This is a genomic window from Brevundimonas sp. TSRC1-1 (genome assembly GCF_049898245.1).
In the GTDB taxonomy this organism is placed as follows: Bacteria; Pseudomonadota; Alphaproteobacteria; order Caulobacterales; family Caulobacteraceae; genus Brevundimonas; species Brevundimonas mediterranea_A.
Genome location: NZ_JAFCXI010000003.1, coordinates 338,920 through 364,123, shown reverse-complemented (window position 1 = coordinate 364,123; position 25,204 = coordinate 338,920). Strand labels below are relative to the sequence as shown.

Sequence of the window (25,204 nt, the reverse complement as noted above, 5' to 3'; positions counted from 1 at the left end):
AACGGCAGGCGACCGCGCCGGTTCAGACCCGCCTCAGCCGCCGGTCTCCATAGTGTGGGCAGTCGAATGGTTCGGCCGCAGATGGAGACATCCCATGAAGAAGATTCTCACCGCCACGATGGCCGCGGTCCTGGCCGCCACCGCCGTGGGCGCCGCCGGAGCCGCCTCGGCCCAGTCTCGTGACGACCGCCGCTACGAACAGCGCCAGGACAACCGCCAGCACAATCGCCATGACAGGCGTGACGAAAGACGCGATGACCGCCACGACCGCCGGGATGATCGCCGCGACTTCCGTCGGGACCAGCGTCAGGATCGCCAGGAGTATCGCCAGGATCAACGGCAGTACGACCGCTGGCAGCAGGCCCAGCGTCGCTATCATGCGCCGCGCTATGTCGCCCCGCGCGGCTATGCGGTTCGCACCTGGAGCTATGGCCAGCGCATGCCGTCCTATTACCGCAGCAACGGTTATGTGGTGAACGACTACGGCCGCTACGGCCTGCGTGCGCCGCCGCGCGGTTATCAGTATGTCCGCAGCGGAAATGACGTGGTGCTGGCGGCGGTCGCAGGCGGTCTGATCACCGCCGTCATCGCCGGCCTGTTCAACTGATCGTCGCGTGATCCGATCTGCGCCCCGGAGGGAAACCTCCGGGGCGTTTTTCGTTCTGGGCTGACGGCGACGTCTCGAGCGCCCAATATGGATGCCCATGCGCGCCTTCGCCGAACTTCTGGACCGCCTGTCGCTGACCGCCTCGCGGAACGCCAAGCTGGTGCTGGTGCGGGACTATCTGAAGACGACGCCCGATCCGGATCGGGGCTGGGCCCTGGCGGCCCTGACCGGCGACCTGACCTTCGACGCGGCCAAGCCCGCCATGATCCGCAAGGCGGTCGAGGCGCGGGTGGACGGGGTGCTGTTCGGCTGGTCCTATGACTATGTCGGCGACCTGGCCGAGACGGTCGCCCTGATCTGGCCGGCGCCGTCCGACCGCCGGCCCAATCGCGAGCCCGAACTGGGCGAGGTGATCGAGGGGTTGCGGACCGCGACCCGCGCCGAGGTCAAGGGCCTGCTGGAGGGCTGGCTGGACGCCCTGGAGCCCAAGGGACGCTGGGCCTTGTTGAAGCTGATGACCGGCGGGTTGCGGGTTGGGCTGTCGGGCCGGCTGGCCAAGACGGCGGCGGCGATGATGCGGCCCGAGACGCGTCTGACGCCCCCTTCACCGGACGGGGCGGAGACGATTACGCCGCTTGAGCCGGTGGACGTCTCGGCCATCGAGGAGGTCTGGCACGCGGTCCCGCCCCCCTATGGCGATCTGTTCGCCTGGCTGGAGGGACGGGCCGAACGGCCCAGCCCGGATGCGCCAGGGCGGTTCCGCCCGGTGATGCTGGCTGTCGCTGTCGACGAGGCGGTCGATTTTCCCAAGATGGACCCGGCCGACTACGCCGCCGAATGGAAGTGGGACGGGATCCGGGTTCAGGCGGTGGTCGAGGGCGCGGTCCGCAAACTGTGGTCCCGCACCGGGGACGAGATTTCGGGCGCCTTCCCCGATGTGATGGAGGCCCTGGCGTTCGAGGGCGCGCTGGACGGCGAACTGGTGGTCTGGCGCGACGGCGCCATCGCCCCCTTCGGCGACCTGCAACAAAGGCTGAACCGCAAGAAGGTGGACGCCAGGACCATGGCGGCCTTTCCGGCGGCGGTGGTCGCCTATGATCTGCTGGCGGACGGCGCGACGGATTTGCGAAGCCTGTCCCTGCGTGAGCGGCGGGCGCGACTGGAGACCCTGGTCCAGGGCCATGGGGGCGGGCGGCTGCATCTGTCGCCCCTGGTCGAGTATGCGGACTGGGACAGCCTGGCCCGCCTGCGGGCCGATCCGCCGGTCGGGGCGGCGGCCGAGGGGCTGATGCTCAAGCGGTGGGACAGCCCCTATGTGGCGGGCCGCCCCAAGGGGGCGTGGTTCAAGTGGAAGCGGGATCCTCACGTCATCGACGCCGTCCTGATGTACGCCCAGCGCGGGCACGGCAAACGGTCCAGCTTCTATTCCGACTATACCTTCGGGGTCTGGACGGAGGAGGGGGCGCTGACCCCCGTGGGCAAGGCCTATTTCGGCTTCACCGACGAAGAACTGAAACAGCTCGACAAGTTCGTGCGCGACCACACGGTGGACCGGTTCGGCCCGGTGCGGTCGGTGCGGGCCGAGCGGGATTTCGGCCTGGTGCTGGAGATCGCCTTCGAGGGACTTCAGCGTTCGACCCGGCACAAGTCGGGCGTGGCGATGCGTTTTCCCCGCGTCAGCCGCATCCGCTGGGACAAGCCCGCACGCGAGGCGGACACCCTCGACGCCGTCATGGACTTGCTGGATGCGATAGAGACCGGAGGGGGGCGCATCGCCAAGGTCTAGCGCCTTGCCGCGGGTGAGACCGCGACGCGGCTTTGACCGGGTCGGGGCAAGCCCTCGCCGAACGGGACCTTCCGGCGTAAAGACTTCGGCCTGAAAATAGGTCGAGTGCGTCTGGCTTCAGTAGCGTTGAACCAGATGATTTATTCATGTCTGCCGAGCGATCAGCCAATTGCAAAGCGTTGCAGTAAAGGCCGCCGCCGTTGTCGTAGTGTAGGCGGTCGTTACGGCTCTGTTACGCGGATGACGACCCTGATTGGCGTTTCTTTCGGAACGATTTGAGGCGGCGGCCACTTCAAATCTGTATCTCGAAAGGACACGCATCATGATCAAGCCCATCTTCGCGCTCGTCGCCGCCGGCGCTCTGCTGGCCGCTTGCGGCGACAATGACGAGACGACCGGACCGGTCGAAGGTCCGGCGGTCTCCACGTCGGAAACGCCCCGCAATCCTGCGGTGGATATGGACGACACCACCCAGACCACGGCGCTGACGCCCGGCGCCAATTCCTTCACCGAAGGCCAGGCCCGGGAAGCGATCGAGAAGCAAGGCTACACGGACGTCGGACCGCTGATGCAAAACGAGAACGGCGTCTGGTCCGCCACGGCCATGAAGGACGGCGCTCAAGCCACCGTCTCGGTCGACTACAAGGGCGTCGTCACCGCGCAATAGGCGCGCGCGTCTCCCCAGATTTTCAAACCATCAGATTCAGGAGCGCCCAATGGCGACCGTCACCCGTCTCTTCGACAGCCACACCCAGGCCCTGCAGGCCGTGTCAGACCTGGAAGCCGCCGGCTTCAAGCCTGACGACATCAGCATCGTGTCCAACAACGCCGACAACTGGCACGCCGGCCATTCGCATCCCCACAAGGACGGCGCGGGCCCGCTCGGCGACCGCAACGGCGACGGAGAGAATGATGTCGCCGACGGAGCCGGCACGGGCGCGGCGACCGGCGGCCTGGCCGGAGCCGGGGCCGGTCTCCTGGCCGGTCTGGGAATGTTGGCCATCCCCGGGCTTGGGCCGGTCGTGGCGGCAGGCTGGCTCGCCTCGACGGCGGTCGGCGCCGCCATAGGCGCGGCGGCTGGGGGCGCTACAGGCGGCCTGCTCGGCGCCCTGAAGGAGGCCGGCCACTCGGACGAAGACGCCAATGTCTACGCCGAAGGGGTCCGGCGCGGCGGAACCCTGGTCAGCGTCAAGTCAGACGGTGACGATGAAAGCCGGGTCGAGGCCATCCTGAACGGCCGCCAGGGCTTCGACGCCGTGTCGCGCGGCGAAGCCTATCGCGCCTCCGGTTGGAGCCGGTTCGACAGCGACGCTCAACCCTACAGCAGTGAAGACATCTCGCGAGAGCGGGCCCTCTACCGCTAGGGGCAGGCCGGATGCGACGCCCGCCAGCCAAGACGCTGGCGGGCGAAGACGGTTGAGGGCGAGATGCGAGTTGCTGACTCTCAGCCCCGCGACGCCGCGGAACCGTGATTTCGCAGTCGGTTCGACAGCCGTCTCGTTCCGGAGAGCGGCTGAATTTTCTGATTTCTGAAGGGAAAGACGATGGTGGGTGATGTAGGGTTCGAACCTACGACCCGCTGATTAAGAGAGGCCGTTCTCGGCATTTCCGAATACCGCCGAACACCCGCCAGAGCGCGATACAGGCTATTGACCTAATTGACTTTTATCGTAGCCGTGCGCAACTCGTCGTAGTTTTTCGCAGGCGCCCGATACAGACTCGGCGAGAGAAGTTCACCGTTCTAACGCCGTTCTAAACGCCCTCGAAAACGCCGTTCTAATGGCCTTCGAGTTAGCAACATGCCCGACCTCAGACTGCCGCTCACGGACAAGAACCTGATCGGCCTTCCGTTCGCCCAGACCGGTCAGTATCGCGCCCGCGACACCGACCTCGGCGGCTTCTTCGTGCTCATCGGAAGCCGCACCAAGAGCTTCATGATCCAGGCCGACCTGCGCACCGGCGGCGAGCGAAAAAGCATCCGCATGAAGGTGGCGGAGGTGGGCGAGCTGTCCGCCCGCGACGCGCGCGCCAAGGCCAAGACCCTCCTCGGCCGGATCGCGGGCGGTGACGACCCGCGACCGCCGTCCCCACAACCGCCTGCGCCGCCTGACGCGTCTTCGGCGATACCGACCTTGCGTGAGGCTTGGTCCCGGTTCCGGGTCTCGCATCTGGAGCGCAAGGGGCGGAGCAAGGCGACTCTCAGGCTCTACAAGGACCACATGGAGCGGCTGTTCGCCGACTGGCTGGACTGGCCCCTGTCCAGGATCGGAGACGAGCCGCGGCTGCTTGCCGACCGCCACGACAAAATCTCCGCCGACAACGGGCCGTCGATCGCCAACGGGGCCATGCGAAGTTTCCGCGCGGTCTACAACCACGCCCGCAAGACCTGCCGGGCGCTGCCGGCGGAGAACCCGTCCCAGGCGATCGACTGGAACCCGGAGAAGCGCAAGGACACGGCCATGGGCGTGGCCGATCTGCCGGCCTGGTTCGAGCAGCTGGCGGCGGTGCCCAATCCGATCCGGCGCGAGTACCACCTGCTGATGCTGCTGTCCGGCTGCCGTCCGGAGGCGCTCAAGAACGTCCGCGTCGAAGACCTGAACCTGCGCGAGCGGGTGATGCACATCCGCAGCCCCAAAGGCGGAACCGACAAGGCCTTCGACATCCCCCTGTCGCGAGCCATGATGGAATCGATTTTCCGGCTGCGCCGCATCGGGCCGATCATCTATCCGCAGAGCGGACAGGTCTGGTTGTTCCCGAGCGACAGCCCCAGCGGACACATGGAAGAGCACAAGGAGAAGCGCACGACCCTGAGCCATTGGGGCAACGATCTGCGTCAGACCTACCGGACGCTGGGCCAGGCGGCGCAGATTTCCGAGGTGGATATGCACCTGCTGATGAACCACGCCCTCCCGGGCGTGAACCCCGGCTACATCACCCGCTCCAAGTTGATGCGAGACCACCTCCGGAGCGCTCAGGAGAAGCTGTCGGTGTTCGTTCTGAGCGGCGTCGTCGGACGGGGAAGGACGGCGCCCGCCGACCTGACCCGTTGGCTGAACAGCTCGAGCCGTGCGCTGCTGGAGGATTTGATGGCGATCGATCCTGACGCGGCCCGGCTCAACTCGGGGCCGAGGGCGGCGATGCGAAGGCTCGAAGTGCAGGCAGCGCGTGTCGCCATCCACGCACTGCCGGGTGTGCTGATCGATGCGCCGAGCCGACGACCTCGACGGCAGGTGGCCAGGTGAGGAGGGGGCGGCGGCCATAACTCGCTGCGGACGGGGCAGAATTCCCATTCAGCGTTGTGCGGATTAGCTGACGCGCCCGTTGGATGAAGCCTATGCGATGGTGGGTCCAGTGGTTGGGCGCGCGCAAACTTGGCCGCGCCTTTTAAGGCTGGGCGGTCGTCTATCCGCACGACGGACTGACCCCTGATTTTGGTTCCAGGCGTCCCCATCTCCGGAAACCCCTGTCCCAGATATTCACCGTGACCGTAACCGACCTCATCACTCCGGACGTCGTCCGCTCCTACGCCCGCGCCGTCATCAAGGTCGCGCGAACCTGCGACCGCCTTCAGGATGAAGGTTACGCGATCACAGTGGTCCCAAGCCGGGGCGCCTCTCCGATCGTGCGAACGGCCGCAAGCTATCGCCGCAGTATCCTGAAGCCCGCCGTGGCTTCGGCCGAACGACTCCGGCTTTGGAAACGCGGCCTCACCGATCCCCTGTCGGCAACGATTCACATTCCCTTCACGGCGGACGCGGGTGAGCTGGGCGTCGCCGACCTTAAAAGCACCCACATTCGAGCATTTTGGGCCCGGGTGGTCGCGGCGATCGCGAGGGGCGATGTGAACAACCCCTACTATCGCTTCTACCGGTTCCATCGCGATGTCGTTTGTCGGGTCGGCCACCACGACAACATGGAACACCTGCTCAACACCGAACGGTTCATCTTCGTGGACACGGTCGTTTCCGGGCGCGCCGTGGTCGAGATCGCGGACGCTTTTGATGCGCTTGGTATGGACCAAATCCACTACCTGCTGCTGCTGGATGAGAATGGCGATCGGATCTATCCGCAGTATGCGGCTCGCCTTCACCAGCTGGAGGCGCAGGGCCGCGCGACACTCGTGCGTCTGGACAGCTTGTTCACCGAGGACCAGGGGCCTGCCGTCAGCGGGATCTGGAGCGTTGTGATGCCGAGCGTCATGGAGATGGCGCGGGACATGGTGCCCGCCTTCTCCGACGGCGTCGTCGGCGCGGGGCTATACTACCATGAAGTCCGGATGCGGGACGACGAGTCCAACGGCCATTTCACGTCGGCCATCGGGAGGCTGCACACCATCCTGTATCAGGCGATGCATGCTGTGACGGATCTAAACGAAGTCGCCGAAGACCTCGAACATCGCGAGCTCTTCTTCGAGGACACGCTGAATATCGACCACCTTCAGCGCATCTCATCGATCATGGACACGGGCCTGGACCTGAGCGTTGAAGAATATGTGCACTACCTGGCAGCAGAATCCTTGTTCGAGGCCGACGCGACGCGCGGTGTCGCGCATGACCGCGTCCTTTCCGGCGTCACGCCTCGGGCGACCCTCGACGTCTCGCCCAGCCACTGTCTCCGCCTCGACATCGACGCGGACGCCGCCGCCGCGCTCATTCGAACGTTCAAGCTGCAGCTCACGGAGGCCCGGTGAACCCTGCGCGGCGGCTTGAACACCCCGATAAATCCTATCGGCACTCCACGGTCAGATGGCCGATTTCGTGAACAGGCCGCAGGCGCGCGCGAATGGTCTCTGCGGCCACGCCGCCCGCGACACTGACGATCGCCGCATGCGCCTCCGGGCCGACGCGCCAGACGTGCAGATCGGTGATCCGCGCGTCGCCGGGACCCTCGACGAGTTCGCGCACCTCGTCCTCGACGTGGTGGTCGGTGGTGTCGAGAAGGACGGCGGCGGTGTCGCGCATCAGCGACCATGACCAGCGCGCGATGACGATGGCGCCGACGATGCCCATCAGAGGATCGAGCCAAACCCATCCGAGGTAGCGGCCGGCGACGAGGGCGATGATCGCCAGGACCGAGGTCAGGGCGTCGGCCAGGACGTGGAAATAGGCCGAGCGCAGGTTGTTGTCCCGGTGATTTTGGCCGTGACCATGGTCGTGATCGTCATGGTCGTCGTGGTGATGATGCCCGTGGTGATGATGGTGATGTCCGCCGCCCGCGAGGAGCAGGGCGCTGACCAGGTTGACGGCGAGGCCGAGGACGGCGACCAGCGTCGCCTGGCTGAACGCCACGGGTCGAGGATCGAACAGCCGGCCGACGGACTCGCCGGCGATCCCCACGGCGACGATGCCCAGCACCAGGGCGGACGCGAAGCCAGCGAGATCGCCGACCTTGCCGGTGCCGAAGCTGAAGCGGCGATTGTCGGCGTGGCGCTTGGCGTAGGCATAGGCGCCGGCCGCGACGGCCAGGGCGCCGGCGTGGGTCGCCATGTGGAAGCCGTCGGCGAGCAGGGCCATGGACCCGAACACCGTGCCCGCGATGATCTCGCCCACCATCATGACGGCCGTCAGGGCGACGACCCACAGGGTCTTTCGGGCATTGGCGTCGTGGGAGGACCCCAAGAAGTGGTGGTCGTGCGTCAGGTGGTCGGTGTCGAAAGCGGTCATGGGGTTCTCAGCGGGCGTAGCGGCGGATCAAGGCGACCAGTTCGTCGGCGCCGGCCTGCCGGGCCGCCTCACTCAGGTCGGCCCCAGCGACGTGGTGGCGAAGGTGGTCCTCCAGCAATTCTTCGAACAGGCCGCCCAGCGCCCCGCGGGCGGCGGCGACCTGTTGCAGGACGGCGGAGCAACCGGCTTCGGACTCGATGGCGCGTTCGATGCCGTTGAGTTGGCCGACGATCCGGCGGACCCGGGCGGTGATCTTCTGTTTGTTGGCGACGGTGTGGGCCATAAATACTCCTCTAGAGTATCTTGTTCTCACACGCCAGTCGCTCTACAAGCCCGTTTCCTGTTGGGGAGTAGCTGCCGGCGGCGATCGCCGGGGTCGGGTCAACACACTCGCGTTTCAGCGCGTGGTCCGATCAGCGGTCACACCGCCTAGCGAAACCAGCGCATCCGACGCCGCCCCGGCCGGCGTGGATCGCGCTGTCGCGTGCCCGGTGGAGCTTCCCCATGACGCCTGGCGCCATCGCCGTCCTGTCTCTCAGCATGTCGACGGACGCCTTCGCGGCGGCGGTCGGTCGAGGCGCCTCCCATCGGCCAAACTTCGCCGGCGCGGTTCGCGCCGGCGCCGTGTTCGGCGTGATCGAGGCGGTGACGCCCGTTATTGGTTGGGGGTTGGGCCTTGTGGCCGCGGGCCTGGTGGAAAGGATCGATCACTGGATCGCCTTCGTTCTCCTCGTCGCTGTTGGCGCCAAGATGATCTGGGAGGCGACCCGGCCCCAGGCGGCGGACGGGGGCGAACCCGCCCGTCGGTCCGGCCCGTGGGCGCTGGTCGCAACGGCGGTGGGGACCAGCATCGACGCGGCGGCGGTCGGCGTCGGTCTTGCATTCCTGGGCGCCAACATCTGGATCATCGCGCTGTCGATCGGCCTGACGACCTTCGTCTTGACCACGACGGGCATGCTGATCGGCCGCGCCGTCGGAGGGCGGTTCGGCAAGGCCGCAGAGCTGATCGGTGGACTGGCGCTGATCGCATTGGGATCAGTCATTCTGATCGAGCATCTAACGGGCTGAGTGCGGCACAGTTTCTCTCAACTCAGGCTTGTGCGTTTTCTGCAGCCGCGCTTACCCTGAGCGCGGAGGCGATGAATGGGACATTTTCTGCATCGACCGGAATGCCGGTCATGGATCTATCCGTGGCGGTGTCCAGACTGCGCGTCGGCGATCTTCGTTTATCAATGCACCTGCGGCAGCGGCGTCTTCTTCGAGACCAGTCAGCCGCCGTGGCCTCGGCATGACTGCGGCGCCGCCATCGTCAAGCAGTCGATGGCGGGCGCGGGAGGCTGGCTGAAGGCCGGTCTCGACCCGGCGACCGGCAAGGGCAAACCGCTCGCGGGGCTGAAAGGATTCGTCGCCTTGGGTTCAGGCACGCCGGCCGATCTGCCGCCCGAGGCCCATCAGCCGCCGCCGGTCGGCGTGGTGGGGATCAAGGCGATGGATCCCATGCCCGGGGAGACCGAGAGCTTTATCGGCGTACTGCGCGATGTGAAGGCCGACACGTCCCGGCTGGAACTCCTCTATCAGGGTCTCGGCGACCTGGGCCGCAAGCTGCTCGATCTGCCGGCGCGCAGCGCGGCGCGGCAGATCACGGCCGAGAAGAACGACCTCGACCCGATCGAAAGCTACACCGCGGTCATCGCCAAGGACGTGTTGGCCGGGGCGGGCGTCGGCCAGATGGTCTGGATCGAACTGGAGGCGCGCCATGCGGCGGAACGGTCCGCCTGGGTGGTGACGAGCCTCGGCGCTCTGGATTGAAAGGAGTGGGGGATGGGCAACAAGGAGTGGCCGGACGACTGGAAGGTGGGAAACGGGTCGGCGCGGGTCGGATTGATGCTCGTGCTGGCGCCGGTCGCGGCCGTCGTGATCGCCGTGATCCTGAGAGCGGCATGGCCGACGATCGCGGCGTGGTTTCAGCCGTGATCCAATCGATGGTTTCGGCCTTGCGGCGCGGACTCCCTTCGGGGAGACTCGCGGGATGAAGAAGAGCCTCGATCATTTGCCGGCGCGCAAGCAGGCCGAACTGCGCCGGGTGGTCGAGATCATCAAAGAGGCGTTCGCCGAGGCTATCGCCACGCGGCGCGCCGAACGGCTGAAGAACGGCAAGATCCTCAAGGTCATCCTCTACGGATCGTATGCGCGGGGCGACTGGGTGCATGACCCGGTCGGGCGCTACTTCTCGGACTTCGACCTGCTGGTCGTCGTGGACCACGAGGACCTGACCGACGGCGAGTTCTGGCATGACGCCGAGAACCGGCTGATGCCCCTCGGGCCCGACATCAAGACGCCGGTCAGCCTGATCGTTCACAGTCTGGATGACGTGAACGAGCAACTGGATCGCGGACGTTACTTCTTCGCTGACATCGTGCGGGAGGGCGTCGTGCTTCACGACACGGCCGGCGCCAAGCTGCACAAGCCGGCGGACTTGAAAGCGGCCGTGGCTCTCGAAGAGGCGGAGCAGCATTTCGAGAAGTGGACCACGAGTGCTGCGGGCGCTCAGGTAGGCGCTCGCTTCTTTATCGAGAACAAGCAGCCGAACTGGGCAGCATTCCTACTCCATCAAGCAGCCGAGCACCTCTATCACTGCGTCCTACTCGTGGTGACCCTCTATAGCGGCAAGGCGCATAACCTGTCCTTCCTGCGCAAGAAAGGTGAGGCCATCGACGCGCGTCTGGCCGAGGCCTGGCCGCGCGAGACCAAGTTCGAGCGCCGCTGCTTCGAGCTGTTGCGCGAGGCCTATGTGAAGGCGCGTTACTCCAAGCACTACAAGATCAGCGACGAGGAATTGGCCTGGTTGACCGAACGGGTCGAAGTGCTGCGCGGCTTGGCGACGACGGTCTGCGAGGAACGGCTTGCGCATCTGCGCAAGGAGGCGGGCGATGGCGCGTGAGCTGTTCGACTCGCGCCTGTTGGCGACCATGGAGGCGGCGCGGCTCGCCGCGGAGCCGTTCGAGAGCATCCGGCGCGAAACCGCGCTAATGAGGGCGGCCGGCGGCTATGGCGCGGCCGGCCTGGCGACGCATGAGAGCGCGATCGCCATGGCGGCGGCCGGCGCCTGGCCGTCGCGTGATCGCATCGGGGGCCTCGACGCCATGATGCGGGCCCAGGCGGAGGCCGACCGTCTCTATCGCGCCGCTTTCGCGCCGGGCTTCGTCGACCGCGCCGAGCACATCGCCCAACTCGCCGCTGGCTACGCCCTGCCGAGCGTACTGGAGCGGTTCCGGACGCCGACGGACGACTTCGTCGATCGCATCCTACGGATGTCGGACAGCGGTCTAGGCGTCGCCCCCCTCGCCCTGTCGGAACGCCCGCAAATCGAAGCCTTTGCGCGGGCGTCGGCGATGGCAGATATGTTCGCCGATAGCGAGCGGCTGACGCGCGGCGTGCGAGAGGCTGTCGGCGTTTTCTCGATCACCGACATGCCTCAGTTCGCCAATCTGGCCGGCTATCGCAATTTCTTCGACGCTGCGGGTTTGCGGCTATCGCACTGGCCGAGACGGCGCCTTCTGACCATGGCCGAGAAGCGACGCCGACTGAAGGCGCGGCTCCAGGCCAACTCGGCTCCGCCGCATGTGAAGCGCGCCAAGACGCTGGTTCACCGCTACGAGCTGACCCTGCGGGAGATTCTCGATGCTGTGATGGCGGAGACCTACGGCGAGGATTGGCCGGATGAGCGCCTGCCGCTGTGCGACTGCAAGGACTTGCTCGGAAAGTGGAAGAATCGGGGAGGGGAGGTGCTGGACCACGCGGACTACACGCACTACGCGCGGATCATGAGCCACCCGGAGCATTTCCAAGCGATCTTCGAGGCCGGTTTCGACGATCCTGAGGCGGTGTTCGATCTGCTTAAACAGGCCGGAAAGCTGCGCGCGGCCTCGCACCACGCGCACCTGTTTACGCCCGAGGATTTGAAGGCGCTTCGGCTGACCTGGAACCAAATCGAAACGGGATTGCTCGCGCTCACCCCCGATTTTGATCTCGAATAGGCTGGCCGATGAAATGTCGCCTGGCTTGAGGCAAGCACGGACGGAGGCCGACCATGAACTTTCTGATCGTTTTCCTCGGCGCCGGCTTGGGCGGCGCCCTGCGGCACGCAGTCAACATCGTGGCCGGTCGGGCGGGCGGGCTCGATTTCCCCTATGGAACCCTCTCCGTCAACGTGGTCGGATCGCTGCTGATGGGTCTCGTCGCGGGATTCTTCGCCCTGAGAGGTGAAGCTAGCCAGCACATCAGGCTCTTTCTGACGACCGGGCTCCTTGGTGGCTTCACCACCTTCTCCGCTTTCTCCTTGGAGACCCTGCTTCTCTGTGAGCGAGGAAGGCTCGGGGCTGCAGTCGGCTATGCGATTGTCAGCGTGGTCGCGTCTGTCCTGGCTTTGGGCATTGGGCTGGTCATCGCGCGGCGCCTCCTGTGAGCCCGCTGACAAAAGCGCTCCAGAACCGCCTTCGCCCTCGAACCAAACACCACTCAGGACGATAAGAAACCGCCGCCCTTGATCCCGAGCCGCTCAGGAGAGTCCGTGCCGTTCCCAGACTTCGATCCCGTGATCGTCAGTATCGGTCCTCTGGACATCCGTTGGTACGCCCTCGCCTACGTCGCTGGCATCGTATTGGGCTGGTGGTATGCCGCGCGGATCGCCAGGTCCCCAGCGCTGTGGGCGCCCGGCAAGCCGCCGATCACGGTCCAACAGCTCGACAACCTGATGCTGGGCGTGACCCTGGGCATCGTCCTCGGCGGGCGCCTGGGATACGCCCTGTTCTATCAGCCGGACCTGTATGGACAGCTGTTCACCGGCGAGACCCTGACGGAACGGTTCGCCCTGTTCCGATTGTGGGATGGCGGGATGTCGTTCCATGGCGGCCTGATCGGCGTGACCCTGGCCATGGTCGTGTTCGCGCTTCGACATCAGGTTCGCCTGCTCAGCTTGGGTGACCTGGTCGCGCCCGTCGTGCCGATCGGCCTTGGCTTCGGGCGGATCGCGAACTTCATCAACGGCGAACTCTGGGGCCGCACGACCGAGGCGCCTTGGGGCATGGTGTTCTGCAATGCCCGCATCCAGCAGATGTACGGCTATTGCCCGGCCGGCATGGAGCCGCGCCATCCCAGTCAACTGTATGAGGCCGGGCTCGAGGGGGTGTTGCTGTTCGTCGTCCTGTGGCTCGCGGTCTACAAGGCCCGGCTGCTGGCCAGACCCGGGTTCGTCGCGGGCCTCTTTCTGCTCGGCTATGGCGTCATCCGCGCCTCGCTCGAGAACGTGCGCCAGCCCGACGCCGGTCTCGACAATCTGCCGTTGGGCCTGACGATGGGGATGATCCTGTCGACGCCGATGATGCTGCTCGGCGCCTGGCTGATCTGGCGGGCGTGGAGGCGGCCGGTGGCGGAATGAGTGCTGATGATTGACTTGCGCAGGTCGGCGGCGTCGATTGGAGTATCGGAGCGACCCAGAGGCCCCATGAAGAAGTCAGCGCTCGCGGTCGGGGTCGATGTTCCCTGGGTGACCAGTTGGACCGAGGAACCGGTCATCGGCATCCGGCCGTGTCCGACCGTTCAGGGTCGTCCCGCCCTCGTTCAGGTCCAGAACGCGGGATATGGCCGGCCTCAGTATTCCAAGAACCATCTGGTCCGGCAGCGGCAGACCATGCTGGGCATGCTCTGCCCGATGTGCGGCGAACCGACGGCGCCGGACGACCGCTGGACGCAGGTGGCGCGCCGAACCTCGGCGGGATTGTTGCGCCGGCAGGGCAAATGCCATGGTCTGCCGCATGAGATCGAGGACCGAAGGGTCGTCATGGATGCCGGTTCGATCGCCCCGCTTCACCGCGCCTGTGTCGATCGTTCTCTCGCTCACTGTCCGCATCTGAAAGCGGATCCCAACGTCAATGTCATGCCGTTCCCGGAGAAGTGGACGCTGCTGCCGCTTCTGATCGAGGCGACGCCCATGATCGAGACCGGGGCGACCTTGGCGGGCGCGGGCGTGGCGATCGCGGTCGTGACCTTCCTGCAGCTGGTCGGGATTACAAAACGCATCGACCGCGACTGGCGCTTCCGCAAGCCGCAATCGAGCGGTCATCCATAGCTGGAGGCGCGCCGGATCGCAGCGCGGGCGTGCCGGGTTCAGTTGAGGATTTCGCCGCCGATCGGATCGACCTGACGAAGCTGTCCCTTGTCGTCCTGCACGAACACCTGGGCCGGCTCACCCCTGTCGATCAGCGTGGTCGCGCGGACCAGGGCCGACTCGATGGCATCGACGCTGAAGTCGTAATGACCGGCGTCGCTGCCGTCACGCAGCACCTGCCAGTCGCCGTCTCGCCGGATGACCGCGAACTGAACGGGGGAATGGGTGGACGCCATGGAGGCCTCCCGTTGAAACGCCCTCGGGATGTCAGGGCAGGGACAGAAGAATGCGGATCCAACCGAGATCCTGGAAATACTCGATCGACTCGAACAACGGATAGGCGATCACCATTACCGCTCCGTCCAGAAGGGTACGGAGGAAGAAGCGGGGGCGGATCTCCAGGGTTTCGCCGTCGCGCCACAGGGAAAAGTCCGGCCAGAAGCGGGGCGTTCGCGCGACATAGGCTTCGTAGGTGTCGCCGAAGGTCGAGCGAAGCCAAGTTTCCTCGCGTTTAACCGTCGCGGCGAACACCGCCACGGCGATGAGGAGGAACAGGATGGCGATCGTGGCGCTGCCCGTCAGCGCCCCCATGCCGAAAGCGCCCATGAAGCTGAAGACGTACAGCGGATTGCGGGTGATGGAGTAGGGGCCGCGATCGACGATCTCGGCCTTCTTGCGCCCGCCGATGTACAGCGAACACCAGGCGCGCCCGATGATGCAGATCGCGATCAGCGCCAGGCCGATCGCCTCCAGTCCTTCGTGAAGCACGGTCTCCCCGCCGACCGATCGGGTCACGGCTGAGAAAGCCAGCACCGCCAGGATGGCGACCAGAAGCACGCCTTTGCGGATGCGCTGGACCCGGCGGAGATTGGGAACGGGGGAGGCGGACGCGGTCATTGCAGACCCTCTGTTGAGGTGGAACGCGCCGACGCGCGCGAAGCAGCTTGGTCCGGGGTGGCGGCTTTGGGAAGACGGTGGTCGCTGGCGAAGCGAAGCAGCCGCCACCCCGCCACGGCCCACATCGACCCCACCGCCCAGCCCGCCACGACATCGGTGGGCCAGTGCACGCCGAGATAGACCCGGCTGACGCCGATGGCCAGCACGAGAAGTCCCGTGGTCAGAAGGATCAGAGCGCGCGACCCCCGGCGGGCGACCTGGCTGGCCAGGAGTGCGGCCAGGGTGAAATAGATGGCCGTCGACACCGTCGAATGGCCGCTGGGAAAGCTGTGCGTATAGACGTAGCTCTCCTGAGCGGTGAGGTCCGGGCGTGGCCGCGCGTAAACCAGCTTGAGCAGATCGCTCGTCAGCTCGGCGCCGAGCGCCACGCCCGCCAGGGTGACGGCGGAGCGCCAACGCCGGGCGCGCGCCAGGGCGATCACCGCCACCACGGCGATCAGGGTCAGGACGGTGAATCCGCCCAGGGCGGTGATGTCCCGCATCGCCTCCTCGAGCCAGCGCGGGCCGAGCGGATTGTTCGGATCGCCCGGCGTTCGCAGCATCAGCAGCAGCCGTTCGTCGAGCGCGCGGGTCTCGCCCTCCCGCATCTCGCCGGCGATGGTCAGGAAGGCCCAGAGACCGGCGGAAGCCGCGAGGAAGCCGCCGATCGCGGCGACGGTGAGCCGGTCTCTGGCGCGGCGCAAAAGGGTCAGGGGCAAGCGCATCAGCTGCCGGTGAAGCCGAGAGACGGCTCCATCGCCTCGAAGGTGACCGTCATGCCCCAGCCCTTGCCGAAGGGCGCGGCGATGTGCCCATACCGTAGGGAAAGCTGATCTTCCGCGGCGTCTTCGCCCCTGTGCTGAATCCCGGCGACGTAGAGCGCCGAGGCCAGACCGGTTCGATCCGCGCCCGACTCGCAGTGGATCAAGATCGGTTTGGGCGCGCGTTGCATGATCTGGATCAGGCGCCAGGCCTCACGGCGGGTGATCCCGCGTTTGGCGGACATGCGGAAGTCGATGTGGCGCAAGCCGAGCCGTCGGGAGGTCGCCACCTCGTCCTGATACCAGCCGTCCGATAGGTTCTCGCCTCGCAGGTTGATCACGGTCTTGATGCCGTGCTCGCGGACATAGCGCTTCAGGGCCGCCGGCGTCGGTTGGGCCGACCGATAGACCTCGCCCTCGGCCACGGTGTGGAAGTTGCCGGTCATGGCCGTGACCCCGACGTAGGCGATCACGATGGCGATCAGGATCGCGGCCAGCAGGCCGACCCTGAACGCGATGCGCCCCAGGAGGGTCAGCAGTCTTGGGCGTCGTCGCGCCGCCAGGCGTTCGATGATCATCGGCGGCTTTCCCGCAACGGCGTCGACAGACGGGCCAGAAGGGCCGGGCAGAAGATCAGGATCAGCGGCACCCCGGCGATCAGGCCGGTGATGATGGCGATAGCGAGCGGCTTCTGCATCGCCGAGCCTTCCCCGAGCCCCAGAGCCAGAGGCGACAGGGCGAGAATGGCGATCAAGGCCGACATCAGGATGGGTCGAAGGCGCGCGCGTCCCGCGGCGATCAGGGTCGGCGCGTCAGGCCTTCGATCCGCCGGCAGTTCGGCCAGATAGAAGACGCCGAGCTCGGCGACGATGCCGATGACCATGGTCAGGCCCATCATGGCCGAGATGTTGAGTTCCGTGCCGGTCGCCCACAGGCCGAGGAAGACGCTCGACGCGGCGAGCAGCAGGGTGACGACGATGCTCACCGCCGCCGGCCAGCCGCGGAAGAGGTAGAGGAACAACAAACCGACCAGCACCAAGGCGCTGACGAACACCACGGCCAGATCGCGGAAGGACTTCTGTTGCTCGGCATAGAGCCCGCCGTATTCGACGCGCACGCCGGAGGGCAGGGCGAGCGACGAGACCGTGCGCTGCACTTCGCGCATCGCCGAGCCCAGGTCGCGCTTGTCCAGACGCGCTGTGACGGCGACGAGCGGCTGGAGGTTCTCGCGCGTGATCTGCGGCTGGCCGGGCGCGATGGCCAGGGTGGCTACACGCGAGAGCGGCAGGGTGTGGCCGTCCGGCGCGCGCAGGGGCAGGCTCTCCAGCGCCCGCACGCGATCGCGCAGCGTGCCGTCGGTCCAGACGCGGACCCCGACCAGCTTCTCGCCCTCTTGGATCTGGCCGATGACATTGCCGCCGACCAGAAGCTGGAGTTGGCGGGTGACGGCCTCGGGGTCGAGGCCCTCGAGAGCGGCGGCGGGCCGGTCGACGGTGATGACCACCGCATCGCCGGCGACCCGCAGGCCGCCGTCCACCTCGACGACGCCCCGGATCTTGCCGATCGCGTCGGTCACCATGGGCGAAGCCGCCTTGAGCGCGGCCTCGTCGGCGCCCAACAGCTTGACCTCGATCGGCTGCGGGACGGCCGTCAGGTCGCCTATGAGATCCTCCATCAGCTGGGCCGTCTCGACGGTGAGCCCGGGAACGGTCGCCTCGATCTTGCCGCGGACCTCCGCGGTGACGACCTCGATCGGGCGGCGGCCCTTGGCCTTCAGCCGGACGAAGAAGTCGCCCTCGTTGGCTTCGGAGAGGCCGCCGCCGAGTTGAAGACCGGTGCGGCGCGAATAGCTTTCGACATCGGGCGTGGCTTGGAGGATCGCCTCGACCTGGCGCAGCAAGCGGTCGGTTTCGGTCAACGAGGCGCCGGGAGCGGCGTAGTAGTCGAGAATGAAACCGCCCTCGTCCATCTTCGGCATGAAGCCTGAGCCGACCCGGGTGTAGGCGAGCCCGCCGACGAGGAGCAGGGCGGCCCCCACGATCAGAGCCCATCGACCAGGCCGGCCGAGGACGCGCGACATCAAGGCTTCGTAGCGACCGCCGAACCGCTCAAGCAGATTCCCGGCCCGCTCAGCCTGTTCGACGTCCCTGTCGCGCACCCATTTCTCAGCCAGGAGGGGCGCGACGAACAGGGCGAACACCAGGGACACCGCCAGCGAAGCCGACATCGTGATGGCCAGCGCCTTGAAGAAGCCGCCGGTGACGCCGCCGAGGAAGGCGAGGGGCGCGAAGACGAGAATGGTGGCCAGGGTGGATCCGATCAGGGGACGGGCCATCTCCGCGGCGGAACCGAGAACGCCCTGGTCTTCGGAGCCTCCGCGCCGTTTCTCCTGGAGACGGCGCATGAGATGCTCAAGCATCACCACCGCATCATCGACCACCAGGCCGACGGCTGCGGCCATGCCGCCGAGCGTCATCATGTTGAAACTCATCCCGAACAGGGCGAGCGCAATGCAGGTCGTCGCCAGCACCGCTGGCAGCATCAGGGCGACGATCAGCATGAAACGCAGACTGCGCAGGAAGACGAACAGCACCACGCCCGCCAACAGGGCGCCGAGCAGTATCGCGTCCCGCACGCTGCCGGCGGCCGCCGTGACCAGCTGCGACTGATCGTAGAAGGTCACGATGCGAACATCGTGCGGGGTCTCGGCCTTGAAGGCCGCGATCCTGCGTCGAACCTCCTTGACGAGACCCACGCTGTTGGCGTCCGGCGTCTGGCGAATGTTGAGCAGGACCGCATCCTGCCCCTGGGATGTGACCCGGGTCCATTGCGGGGTCTGCCGAACCACCACTTCGGCGATGTCGTCGAGTTCGACCACGCCGCGGGCGCCGGTCTGGATCACGGTCCTGCGGATGTCGTCGACGCTCGTCAGCTGATTGTCGGTCAGGACCAGATACAGACGGTAGCGGTCTTCCAGACGACCGGCGGCCACCACCACATTGTTGGAGGAGAGAACGCGGGCCAGATCCTCCACCGATAGACCGAGCGCCTGCAGGCGCGCCGGGTCGGCCAGCACCTGGTATTCCTTCTCCTGGCCGCCGAGAACATCGACGCTCGCGACGCCGGGCGTCGAGGACAGAAGGGGGGCCAGCTGGAGCTGGGCGAAATCCCTCAACGCCACCGGATCGCGGGTCTGGGAGACCAGAGCCAGTCCCAGCACCGGAAAGACCGTCGGGTCCATGCGGCGGACTTCGAAGCGCGTGCCGGCGGGAAGGTCAGGGACGACGGCGTTGACCGCCGATTCCGCCTGAAGGGTGGCGGCGACCATGTCCGCGCCCCAGGCGAAGTTCACCGACAGTTCGGCGGAGCCCCGACTGCTCGTGGATCGAACCGAAACGACGCCTGGAACCGTTCTGAGCGCGCGTTCGACCGGACGTGTGACCTGACTGACCATCTGCTCGACCGGCCGGTCGCCGGCGTCGATGGCCACCACGACGCGGGGGAAGTCGATGCGCGGGAACAGGCTGACGGGCAGGCGGAACGCCGCGGCGGATCCCGCCAGGCCCAGCAGGACGAACGCCAGCAGGACGAAGCGAATCTGACCCGAGAGCCAGCGCGTCATGAACGGCCCGCCGCCGTCGGGCGCGTGATGGCTTCGCGCACGGCCATGCCGTCCGTGAGTGAAGGGCCGCCTTCGATCACCACTCGGTCGCCGGGCCGCAGACCGGAGACGAGCTCGACCCGGTCCGATTGTTCCAGGCCGATCTGAACAGGACGTCGCGCCGCCTTGCCGCCGACGACGACGAAGACGTAGGGCGTTTCACCGTCATAGAGGATGGCGGTGCGAGGCGCAGTCAGAACGCCGTTGCGTGTTGCGACCACCACCTGAGCCTTGATCGCTTCGCCCGGCAGCAAGGGCGCGCCGGGAGGAACCGGCGCCAACAGCGCGGCCAGGCGGGTGGTAGGATCGACACGCCGATCGATGGAGGCGATCCGGGAGGCGGCCGAGCCGCCCTGATCGTGCAGACCCGTGAGGGTCAGAGGCGCTCCGGCCCGAAGACGCTGGGCGTCCTCGACCTCGACCCCGAGCCGAGCGTTCAGCCGGCCGGCCGCGCCCAGGCTGGCGACCACTGTTCCGGCCGGGGTGAGGCTTCCGGGACTGCTCGGCAAGGCGTCGATGATGCCCGCCGCCGGCGCGGTGAGGGTCAGCCGTCCCCCTTGCGTCAGACGCCGTAGATTGGCGCTGGCCTGGCGCGCGGTCTGGGCGTTGGCGCTCGCCGTCTGGACTTCGGCGTCCGAGGCCAGCCCGTCGGCCCGCAGACGACGGAGCCTGGCGGCTTCGGCCTCTGCGACCTGCGCTTCGCGGGCCAGCCGGTCCAGATCGAGCCGGGTCTGGGGACTGGCGCCGAGCGTGACGACCGGCTGGCCCGCACTGACGGACTGTCCGACCCGAACGTGAATCTGAATCACCTGGGCCTCGAAGGGCGCGGCGAGGGCGCGAAGGCCAGCCGCATCGAACTCGACCTGTCCGTAGGCGGTGATCGTCTCGTCGAGGTCGGCCAGCGCGACCGGCGCGGTGCGAACCTGCGCCACGGGATCAGCCGCCTTCTCGGCCGGCTTGGAACAGGCGATCGGCGTTGCGGCGAGCATTAGTGACAGGATCAAGCGGCGCATGCGTCGGCCTCCAACTCTCGCCCGGCGGCCATTTGAAGGGCGCGCCACTGCTCAGCCATGGCCTGGTCGAGGGCCGCCAGAGCGATTTCCTTGTCCAACAGGGAGAGCCGCGCCGTTTCGGCGATGACTTGCGCAATGTCGCCCCGTGTGCCGGCGCGTTCGAAGGCTTCGACGGTCGTCCGCAGCGGGCCGACCTGCGCCAGCAGATCAGATCTCTGTCTGCGGCCGATCTCCAAAGCGGATGACAGGGTGGCGAGATCGGCCCGCGTCGCGAACAGACGCGCCTCATATTCCACGCGGAGCTGTTCGCGGGTGGCTTCCTGAATGGCGATCTGACCGCGGTTGCGGTTCCATAGCGGCAAATCGAATCCGACCGCGACTCCGTTGGTGCGAACGGCGCCAGTGTCCCGCGCCGCGTTGAGCGACAGATTGAGACGGGGGTACTGCTGCAGCACAGCGACATGCAGCGCCGCCTCCTGGGCCTCGTATCCGGCTCGGAGCGCCGCCAGGTCCAAACGGTCGGACAAAGCCCGCGCGACGAGCGCCTCGGACGCCGGCAGGCAAGGCGGGGCCGGGGCGAGCGGGGCCAGGCTGATCTGCACCTGCGGGCTGAGCCCCAGGATGGCGTTCAACTCCAGGCGCGCCGCCGTCAGATCGCGCTCGGTCGTGCGCGCGCGGTCGGCGGCGTCAGCCTCCGCCAGTCGGCGAGCCTCGATATCGACCGCCGACAGATCGCCACGGGCCACCGCGCCCAACGAACGGTTCAGCACTGAGGATGAGATAGCCTCAGCCTCCCGAGCGAAGGTCAGGGCCGTTTCCAGGCCCTGAATTCGGGCCGCCAGCACCGAAGCTTGGTTCCCCGTCTGCCATTCGAGCCAAGCCAGATCGAGGCGCGCCTGGCGCTCGCCCGCCCGCGCCCCGCGCAACGCCTGGGGTCGAATGTAGAAGGCGGAGGTGTCCAGGCCGAGCGATGCGGCGAGCGCATCGACCAGGCCGGGCGCCGACTGGGGGCGGTCCAGGCTGGCGCTGAACTGCGGATCGGGGAGAAGCCCGGCTTCGAAAACCTGCGCCTGCGTGACGCCGACGCGGGCCCGCTGCGCGCGGAGCTCCGGGTTGAGCACCACGGCGAGGGCGGCGAGGTCCGCCGGGTCCAGCGGAGCGGTGAGGTCCACGCCGATGGCCTGACCGTCGCGCTCGAACCGGCCGATTGTCGCAGGCGTCGGATCCGCCGGAAGCGTCGTGGTCAGGGCCTCTGGCGCATAGACCGCGCATCCCGCCAAAGGAGCGAGCGCGCAAAGCGCCAGGATGGCGGCGGGCCTTGCCCCAGGTCTCATGAATCCCCTCATAGCGTCGGGAGCGCCACGCGCACCGCCAACCCTGGATGGTTGGACCCTATCATGAGTTCGCCTTCGTGGAGCGCCGTGATCGCCGCGACGAGGGAGAGGCCGAGACCCTGTCCCGGCATGTGCCGGCTGCTATCGAGCCGATGGAAGCGGCGCGTCAGGCGTCCCAGTTCATCCTCGGGGACGCCGCATCCCGAGTCCCGGACCGCCAGGACCACTTTTCGGTCGTCCTCGTAGGCCTCGATCTGGATCCGGCTGCCTGGTCCCGAATGCGCCAAGGCGTTGTCGACGAGATTGGTGAGGAGCTGCACGAGCAGCTCGGGATCGCCCATGACTTCCGCGTCGCTGTCCACGACCCGCGTCAACAGATGTCCACTCTCCTCGCTGACCGGCAGGTAGGCGTCGAAGACGCGCTCGATAACCCGCTCCAGCTTCACGGGCTGGAAGTGGCTGCGGCCGGCGCCTCCCTCAAGTTGGCCGATCCGGAGTAGCGCCGAGAAGGTTTCGAGCACCTGATCGAGATCGGTGATGGCGGCCGAGACCGTCGAGATCGGCACCCGATCCTCAATCGCGTCCGTCTGGGCGCGATCCAGCCGTTGGCGCAGGCGATTCAGCGGTGTTCGCAGATCATGCGCGATATCTGTCGACACATGGCGCAGGGCGTCGAGGGCCTTCTCCTGCCAGTCGAGCAGGGCGTTGAGGTTGCCCCGGACGATTTCCAGCTCGAGGCCGAGACCGACCGAGGGCACGCGTTCGCCGCGCCGCCCTTCCATGATTCGCGCCGCCGCCCGGTTGATCCGGTTGAGCCGGGAGCCGAGCAGGCCGCCCGCGGCGGCGCCCGCCAAACCCGCGACCAGGGCGAGTCCCGCGACGGCCCAGATCCCAAGCTGATGGATCAGCTCTTCCAGTTCGTGGAGAGCATAGGTCGACTTGCCGACGACGAGCACGCCGTCCGGCAGGTCGGTCGTCAGGGTTTTGACCGGGATTTCCTCGACGTCGCCGCCGTCGTCTTCCGGATGGGGCAGCTGGATTTCGTCGAGACCGCGCCGGGGCATCAGACCGTCGGGAAGTTGCCCCGCCAACCGGCGGCCTTGCGCGTCCGTCACGCTGTAGACGAAGGGGCCCGCGAGACGGCTTCGAGCCTGAACCTTTCGGATCAACGCCGCCTGATCGGCGCCGCCGTCCTCGGCGAGCAGAACCTGCGTCTCCGTTCTGAGATCAGCGGTGAGGGCGTCGGCCGCGTAGCGGCCCACCGCGAAGTCGAAGGTGGCCCAAAGCGCCCCTCCGCCGAGCGCGAAGACGATCGCATAGACCAGCGCCAGCCGGAACGCGACGGAACGGAAAGCCCTAGTCAATGTCGGTCAGCCGATAGCCGGTGCCTCTGGCGGTCTGGATGCGTTCCTGGCCGAAGGGTTTGTCCACCTTGGCGCGCAAGCGGCTCATATGGGCGTCGATGAGATTGGCGCGGGGTTCGAAATCGAATCCCCAGACCTTCTGCAGCAGCATTTCCCGCGTCACGACGAGACCCGCGTGCCGCACAAGAAATTCGAGCAGACGATACTCCTGAGGCGTCAGCTCGAGATCGACGCCGTTCCGCCGCGCCGTTCGGGAGCCCAGATCGATTTCAATGTCGCCGGTTCGCAGTTTGTCGCGCATGTCCAACGCGGGCGCACGGCGGCCGAGGGCGTTGACGCGGGCCAGCAACTCGCTGAAGGCGTAAGGCTTGACCAGGTAGTCGTCTCCGCCTGCCTCAAGTCCATCGACGCGGTCTCCGACGCCGCTCATCGCGGTGAGGAAGAGGGTCGGCGTCGAGACGCCCGCCGCGCGGGCGCGCTTGACAATGCTCAAGCCGTCTCCGCCTGGCAGCATGCGATCGACGATGAACACGTCATAGTGCCCCTCAAGCGCCAGGTGCTCGCCGTCGTCGGCGCGTCCGGCCACATCGACGATATGTCCCGCTTCCTTGAGACCGCGCGCCGCGAATTGAGCGGCTTCGGCGTCATCTTCGATCAAGAGGATTTTCACTTTTCCACTCCAGGAGCCCCTCGCCCGGCGGGCCGGGCGAGGTCTTTCCGGTTCAATCCTCGTCTTCCGGACCTTCGCCGTCCTCGGCTTCCGCCGCAGCAGGCGAGACGGCGCCGGAGCTCATGTCAACCGTGTAGCCGACCACGCGCCCGTTTTGGGCCAGCTCGATCTCCCACCGATTGCCGGTTTCATCATCGAAGGCGGCCTCGAGCGCCTTGCCGCCGCCTTGCCGTTCAGCGATGGACACCGCGTCCGCCAGAGACACGCGAGCGGCGAGGGCGGCCGCGATTTCCCGGCCCTCATCTTGGTCTTCGGAGGTCTGCGTTGCGCCGGCGAGAGCGACGCCGCCGACCGCCAGGGTTGTGACCAGAGCCGCGGCTGACAGGCCGATTACGATCTTGCGCTTCATCGTCTTTCTCCACAGCGTCCGGGTTGGACGCATCGACACCTTAGCCAGACGAACCTTCGCCCAGCCTCGCGGGAGCGTTAATCCTTGCTGACGCCAAGCCTTCGCCCAGCCGAGACGGATCTGGAGGTTTCGTCGGATACTTGCCTTGTTTGCCCGCAGAAGTTTAGGCCGGGTCTACGCGTGAGGCGGCCGTCTGAGGCTGGGTGAGAGCGAGGCTTCCGTCGTCGTCCGTGTTGGCGGCGCCAGCCGGCGCGGCCTCTCGAAGGGCTTGATCTGACCGAAAGCCGGGCGTCTTCCGCAACCGGCCGAAGCGAGTTTCTTCCCCGGCCTTCGGCCTCCTCGCGCAAGCCAAGAAACACGCCCCTGCCGGTCCTCCGCTCGCGCTGCGGGGTCTCTCTCGCCTGCGGCGCTCCGACCTGCGGGTCGCCCGTCTCCCGGTCCGTCGATCGCCATCGAGGCCGCGGCAGGCGTGGCTCGACAGAAAAGGAGAGACGACCATGGCCACCATCGGCACCTTCACCCAGCAAGCGGACGGCAGCTACAGCGGTTCGATCAAGACCCTGACCCTCAACGTCAAGGCGGCCCAGCTCCGGGCCAATGAGAAGACCGACGACAAGGCCCCCGACTACCGCATCTTCTCCGGCCAGACCGAGTTCGGCGCCGCCTGGAAGAAGACGAGCCAGCAGAACCGCGACTACCTGTCGGTCAAGCTCGACGATCCCAGCTTCCCGGCCCCGATCTACGCCTCGCTGGTCGAGATCGACGGCGGACAAAGCCTGATCTGGTCCCGCTGACCGGGCCGCGGCGGCGCTGAGCCAGCGCCGCCGCCTTCTT

At 66.9% G+C, this 25,204-nt stretch carries 27 protein-coding genes; 15 read left to right on the top strand and 12 right to left on the bottom strand.

Going from position 1 to position 25,204, the window contains the following annotated elements; genetic code table 11:
* Positions 1–94: 94 nt before the first annotated feature.
* The 6 genes from ACP7CK_RS11755 to ACP7CK_RS11730 all read left to right on the top strand — a co-directional run bounded on the left by ACP7CK_RS11755 (position 95) and on the right by ACP7CK_RS11730 (position 7,083).
* Positions 95–607 carry an RcnB family protein gene (locus tag ACP7CK_RS11755; protein WP_426026090.1) on the top strand — a complete coding sequence of 171 codons (513 nt, stop codon included), beginning with the start codon at positions 95–97 and terminating at the stop codon, positions 605–607.
* A 97-nt stretch (positions 608–704) separates the two neighbouring features.
* The gene (locus ACP7CK_RS11750; protein ID WP_426026089.1) at positions 705–2,393 is read left to right on the top strand and encodes a cisplatin damage response ATP-dependent DNA ligase; all 1,689 of its coding nucleotides are present in this window, start codon (positions 705–707) and stop codon (positions 2,391–2,393) included.
* A 322-nt stretch (positions 2,394–2,715) separates the two neighbouring features.
* A complete protein-coding gene (locus tag ACP7CK_RS11745) occupies positions 2,716–3,060 on the top strand; it encodes a hypothetical protein (protein ID WP_292149344.1) in 345 nt (114 codons plus the stop codon).
* A gap of 49 nt (positions 3,061–3,109) precedes the next feature.
* Complete coding sequence (locus tag ACP7CK_RS11740; RefSeq protein ID WP_035306196.1) at positions 3,110–3,757, top strand: hypothetical protein; 648 nt, start codon at positions 3,110–3,112, stop codon at positions 3,755–3,757.
* Between the two features lie 435 nt (positions 3,758–4,192).
* Positions 4,193–5,635: an integrase arm-type DNA-binding domain-containing protein gene (locus ACP7CK_RS11735; protein ID WP_421732055.1), complete on the top strand. Its 1,443-nt coding sequence runs from the start codon at positions 4,193–4,195 to the stop codon at positions 5,633–5,635.
* 239 nt (positions 5,636–5,874) lie between these two features.
* Positions 5,875–7,083, top strand: coding sequence for a hypothetical protein (locus ACP7CK_RS11730; protein ID WP_419756271.1), 1,209 nt, complete (start codon positions 5,875–5,877; stop codon positions 7,081–7,083).
* A gap of 34 nt (positions 7,084–7,117) precedes the next feature.
* On the opposite strand, the gene dmeF is transcribed toward ACP7CK_RS11730, so the two are convergent.
* Positions 7,118–8,056, bottom strand: a complete 939-nt coding sequence (dmeF, locus tag ACP7CK_RS11725) for a CDF family Co(II)/Ni(II) efflux transporter DmeF (RefSeq protein ID WP_419756270.1) — start codon at positions 8,054–8,056, stop codon at positions 7,118–7,120.
* A 7-nt stretch (positions 8,057–8,063) separates the two neighbouring features.
* A complete protein-coding gene (locus ACP7CK_RS11720) occupies positions 8,064–8,339 on the bottom strand; it encodes a metal/formaldehyde-sensitive transcriptional repressor (protein ID WP_419756269.1) in 276 nt (91 codons plus the stop codon).
* A gap of 221 nt (positions 8,340–8,560) precedes the next feature.
* Here ACP7CK_RS11720 and ACP7CK_RS11715 point away from each other — a divergent pair, with 221 nt between their 5' ends.
* The 8 genes from ACP7CK_RS11715 to ACP7CK_RS11680 all read left to right on the top strand — a co-directional run bounded on the left by ACP7CK_RS11715 (position 8,561) and on the right by ACP7CK_RS11680 (position 14,183).
* Positions 8,561–9,124: a manganese efflux pump MntP family protein gene (locus ACP7CK_RS11715; protein ID WP_419756268.1), complete on the top strand. Its 564-nt coding sequence runs from the start codon at positions 8,561–8,563 to the stop codon at positions 9,122–9,124.
* Between the two features lie 75 nt (positions 9,125–9,199).
* Complete coding sequence (locus ACP7CK_RS11710; RefSeq protein ID WP_426026088.1) at positions 9,200–9,865, top strand: hypothetical protein; 666 nt, start codon at positions 9,200–9,202, stop codon at positions 9,863–9,865.
* A 12-nt stretch (positions 9,866–9,877) separates the two neighbouring features.
* Entirely contained in the window at positions 9,878–10,030 is a 153-nt protein-coding gene (locus tag ACP7CK_RS11705; RefSeq protein ID WP_419756266.1) for a hypothetical protein, read from the top strand.
* A gap of 55 nt (positions 10,031–10,085) precedes the next feature.
* Positions 10,086–10,997, top strand: coding sequence for a HEPN domain-containing protein (locus ACP7CK_RS11700; protein ID WP_419756265.1), 912 nt, complete (start codon positions 10,086–10,088; stop codon positions 10,995–10,997).
* A complete protein-coding gene (locus ACP7CK_RS11695; RefSeq protein ID WP_419756264.1) occupies positions 10,987–12,093 on the top strand; it encodes a hypothetical protein in 1,107 nt (368 codons plus the stop codon). The genes ACP7CK_RS11700 and ACP7CK_RS11695 overlap by 11 nt, the downstream gene beginning before the upstream one ends.
* Before the next feature lie 53 nt (positions 12,094–12,146).
* A complete protein-coding gene (gene crcB / locus ACP7CK_RS11690) occupies positions 12,147–12,521 on the top strand; it encodes a fluoride efflux transporter CrcB (RefSeq protein WP_419756263.1) in 375 nt (124 codons plus the stop codon).
* A gap of 105 nt (positions 12,522–12,626) precedes the next feature.
* The gene (lgt, locus tag ACP7CK_RS11685; protein ID WP_419756262.1) at positions 12,627–13,493 is read left to right on the top strand and encodes a prolipoprotein diacylglyceryl transferase; all 867 of its coding nucleotides are present in this window, start codon (positions 12,627–12,629) and stop codon (positions 13,491–13,493) included.
* Positions 13,494–13,559: 66 nt separating this feature from the next.
* Entirely contained in the window at positions 13,560–14,183 is a 624-nt protein-coding gene (locus ACP7CK_RS11680; protein ID WP_419756261.1) for a hypothetical protein, read from the top strand.
* A 38-nt stretch (positions 14,184–14,221) separates the two neighbouring features.
* On the opposite strand, the gene ACP7CK_RS11675 is transcribed toward ACP7CK_RS11680, so the two are convergent.
* Genes ACP7CK_RS11675 through ACP7CK_RS11630 form a run of 10 tightly spaced genes read right to left on the bottom strand, consistent with a single transcriptional unit; the run spans position 14,222 to position 24,370 of the window.
* On the bottom strand, positions 14,222–14,458 hold the full coding sequence (locus ACP7CK_RS11675) for a hypothetical protein (RefSeq protein ID WP_419756260.1): 237 nt from the start codon (positions 14,456–14,458) through the stop codon (positions 14,222–14,224).
* A 31-nt stretch (positions 14,459–14,489) separates the two neighbouring features.
* Positions 14,490–15,119, bottom strand: coding sequence for a methyltransferase family protein (locus ACP7CK_RS11670; RefSeq protein ID WP_419756259.1), 630 nt, complete (start codon positions 15,117–15,119; stop codon positions 14,490–14,492).
* Positions 15,116–15,883 carry a phosphatase PAP2 family protein gene (locus ACP7CK_RS11665; protein WP_421732054.1) on the bottom strand — a complete coding sequence of 256 codons (768 nt, stop codon included), beginning with the start codon at positions 15,881–15,883 and terminating at the stop codon, positions 15,116–15,118. The genes ACP7CK_RS11670 and ACP7CK_RS11665 overlap by 4 nt, the downstream gene beginning before the upstream one ends.
* Positions 15,883–16,497, bottom strand: a complete 615-nt coding sequence (locus ACP7CK_RS11660) for a dual specificity protein phosphatase family protein (protein WP_419756257.1) — start codon at positions 16,495–16,497, stop codon at positions 15,883–15,885. Before ACP7CK_RS11660 ends, ACP7CK_RS11665 begins: the two co-directional genes overlap by 1 nt.
* The gene (locus ACP7CK_RS11655; protein ID WP_421731741.1) at positions 16,494–19,541 is read right to left on the bottom strand and encodes an efflux RND transporter permease subunit; all 3,048 of its coding nucleotides are present in this window, start codon (positions 19,539–19,541) and stop codon (positions 16,494–16,496) included. The genes ACP7CK_RS11660 and ACP7CK_RS11655 overlap by 4 nt, the downstream gene beginning before the upstream one ends.
* Positions 19,538–20,593 carry an efflux RND transporter periplasmic adaptor subunit gene (locus ACP7CK_RS11650; protein WP_419756255.1) on the bottom strand — a complete coding sequence of 352 codons (1,056 nt, stop codon included), beginning with the start codon at positions 20,591–20,593 and terminating at the stop codon, positions 19,538–19,540. The genes ACP7CK_RS11655 and ACP7CK_RS11650 overlap by 4 nt, the downstream gene beginning before the upstream one ends.
* Positions 20,581–21,927 (bottom strand): TolC family protein, encoded by a 1,347-nt coding sequence (locus ACP7CK_RS11645; protein WP_419756254.1) that lies wholly within the window; start codon positions 21,925–21,927, stop codon positions 20,581–20,583. Before ACP7CK_RS11645 ends, ACP7CK_RS11650 begins: the two co-directional genes overlap by 13 nt.
* An 8-nt stretch (positions 21,928–21,935) precedes the next feature.
* Complete coding sequence (locus tag ACP7CK_RS11640; RefSeq protein ID WP_419756253.1) at positions 21,936–23,291, bottom strand: sensor histidine kinase; 1,356 nt, start codon at positions 23,289–23,291, stop codon at positions 21,936–21,938.
* Positions 23,284–23,961, bottom strand: coding sequence for a response regulator transcription factor (locus ACP7CK_RS11635; protein ID WP_419756252.1), 678 nt, complete (start codon positions 23,959–23,961; stop codon positions 23,284–23,286). Before ACP7CK_RS11635 ends, ACP7CK_RS11640 begins: the two co-directional genes overlap by 8 nt.
* Positions 23,962–24,013: 52 nt before the next feature.
* A complete protein-coding gene (locus ACP7CK_RS11630; protein WP_419756251.1) occupies positions 24,014–24,370 on the bottom strand; it encodes a PepSY domain-containing protein in 357 nt (118 codons plus the stop codon).
* 497 nt (positions 24,371–24,867) lie between these two features.
* Here ACP7CK_RS11630 and ACP7CK_RS11625 point away from each other — a divergent pair, with 497 nt between their 5' ends.
* Positions 24,868–25,164, top strand: coding sequence for a DUF736 domain-containing protein (locus ACP7CK_RS11625; protein WP_419756250.1), 297 nt, complete (start codon positions 24,868–24,870; stop codon positions 25,162–25,164).
* Positions 25,165–25,204 lie beyond the last annotated feature (40 nt).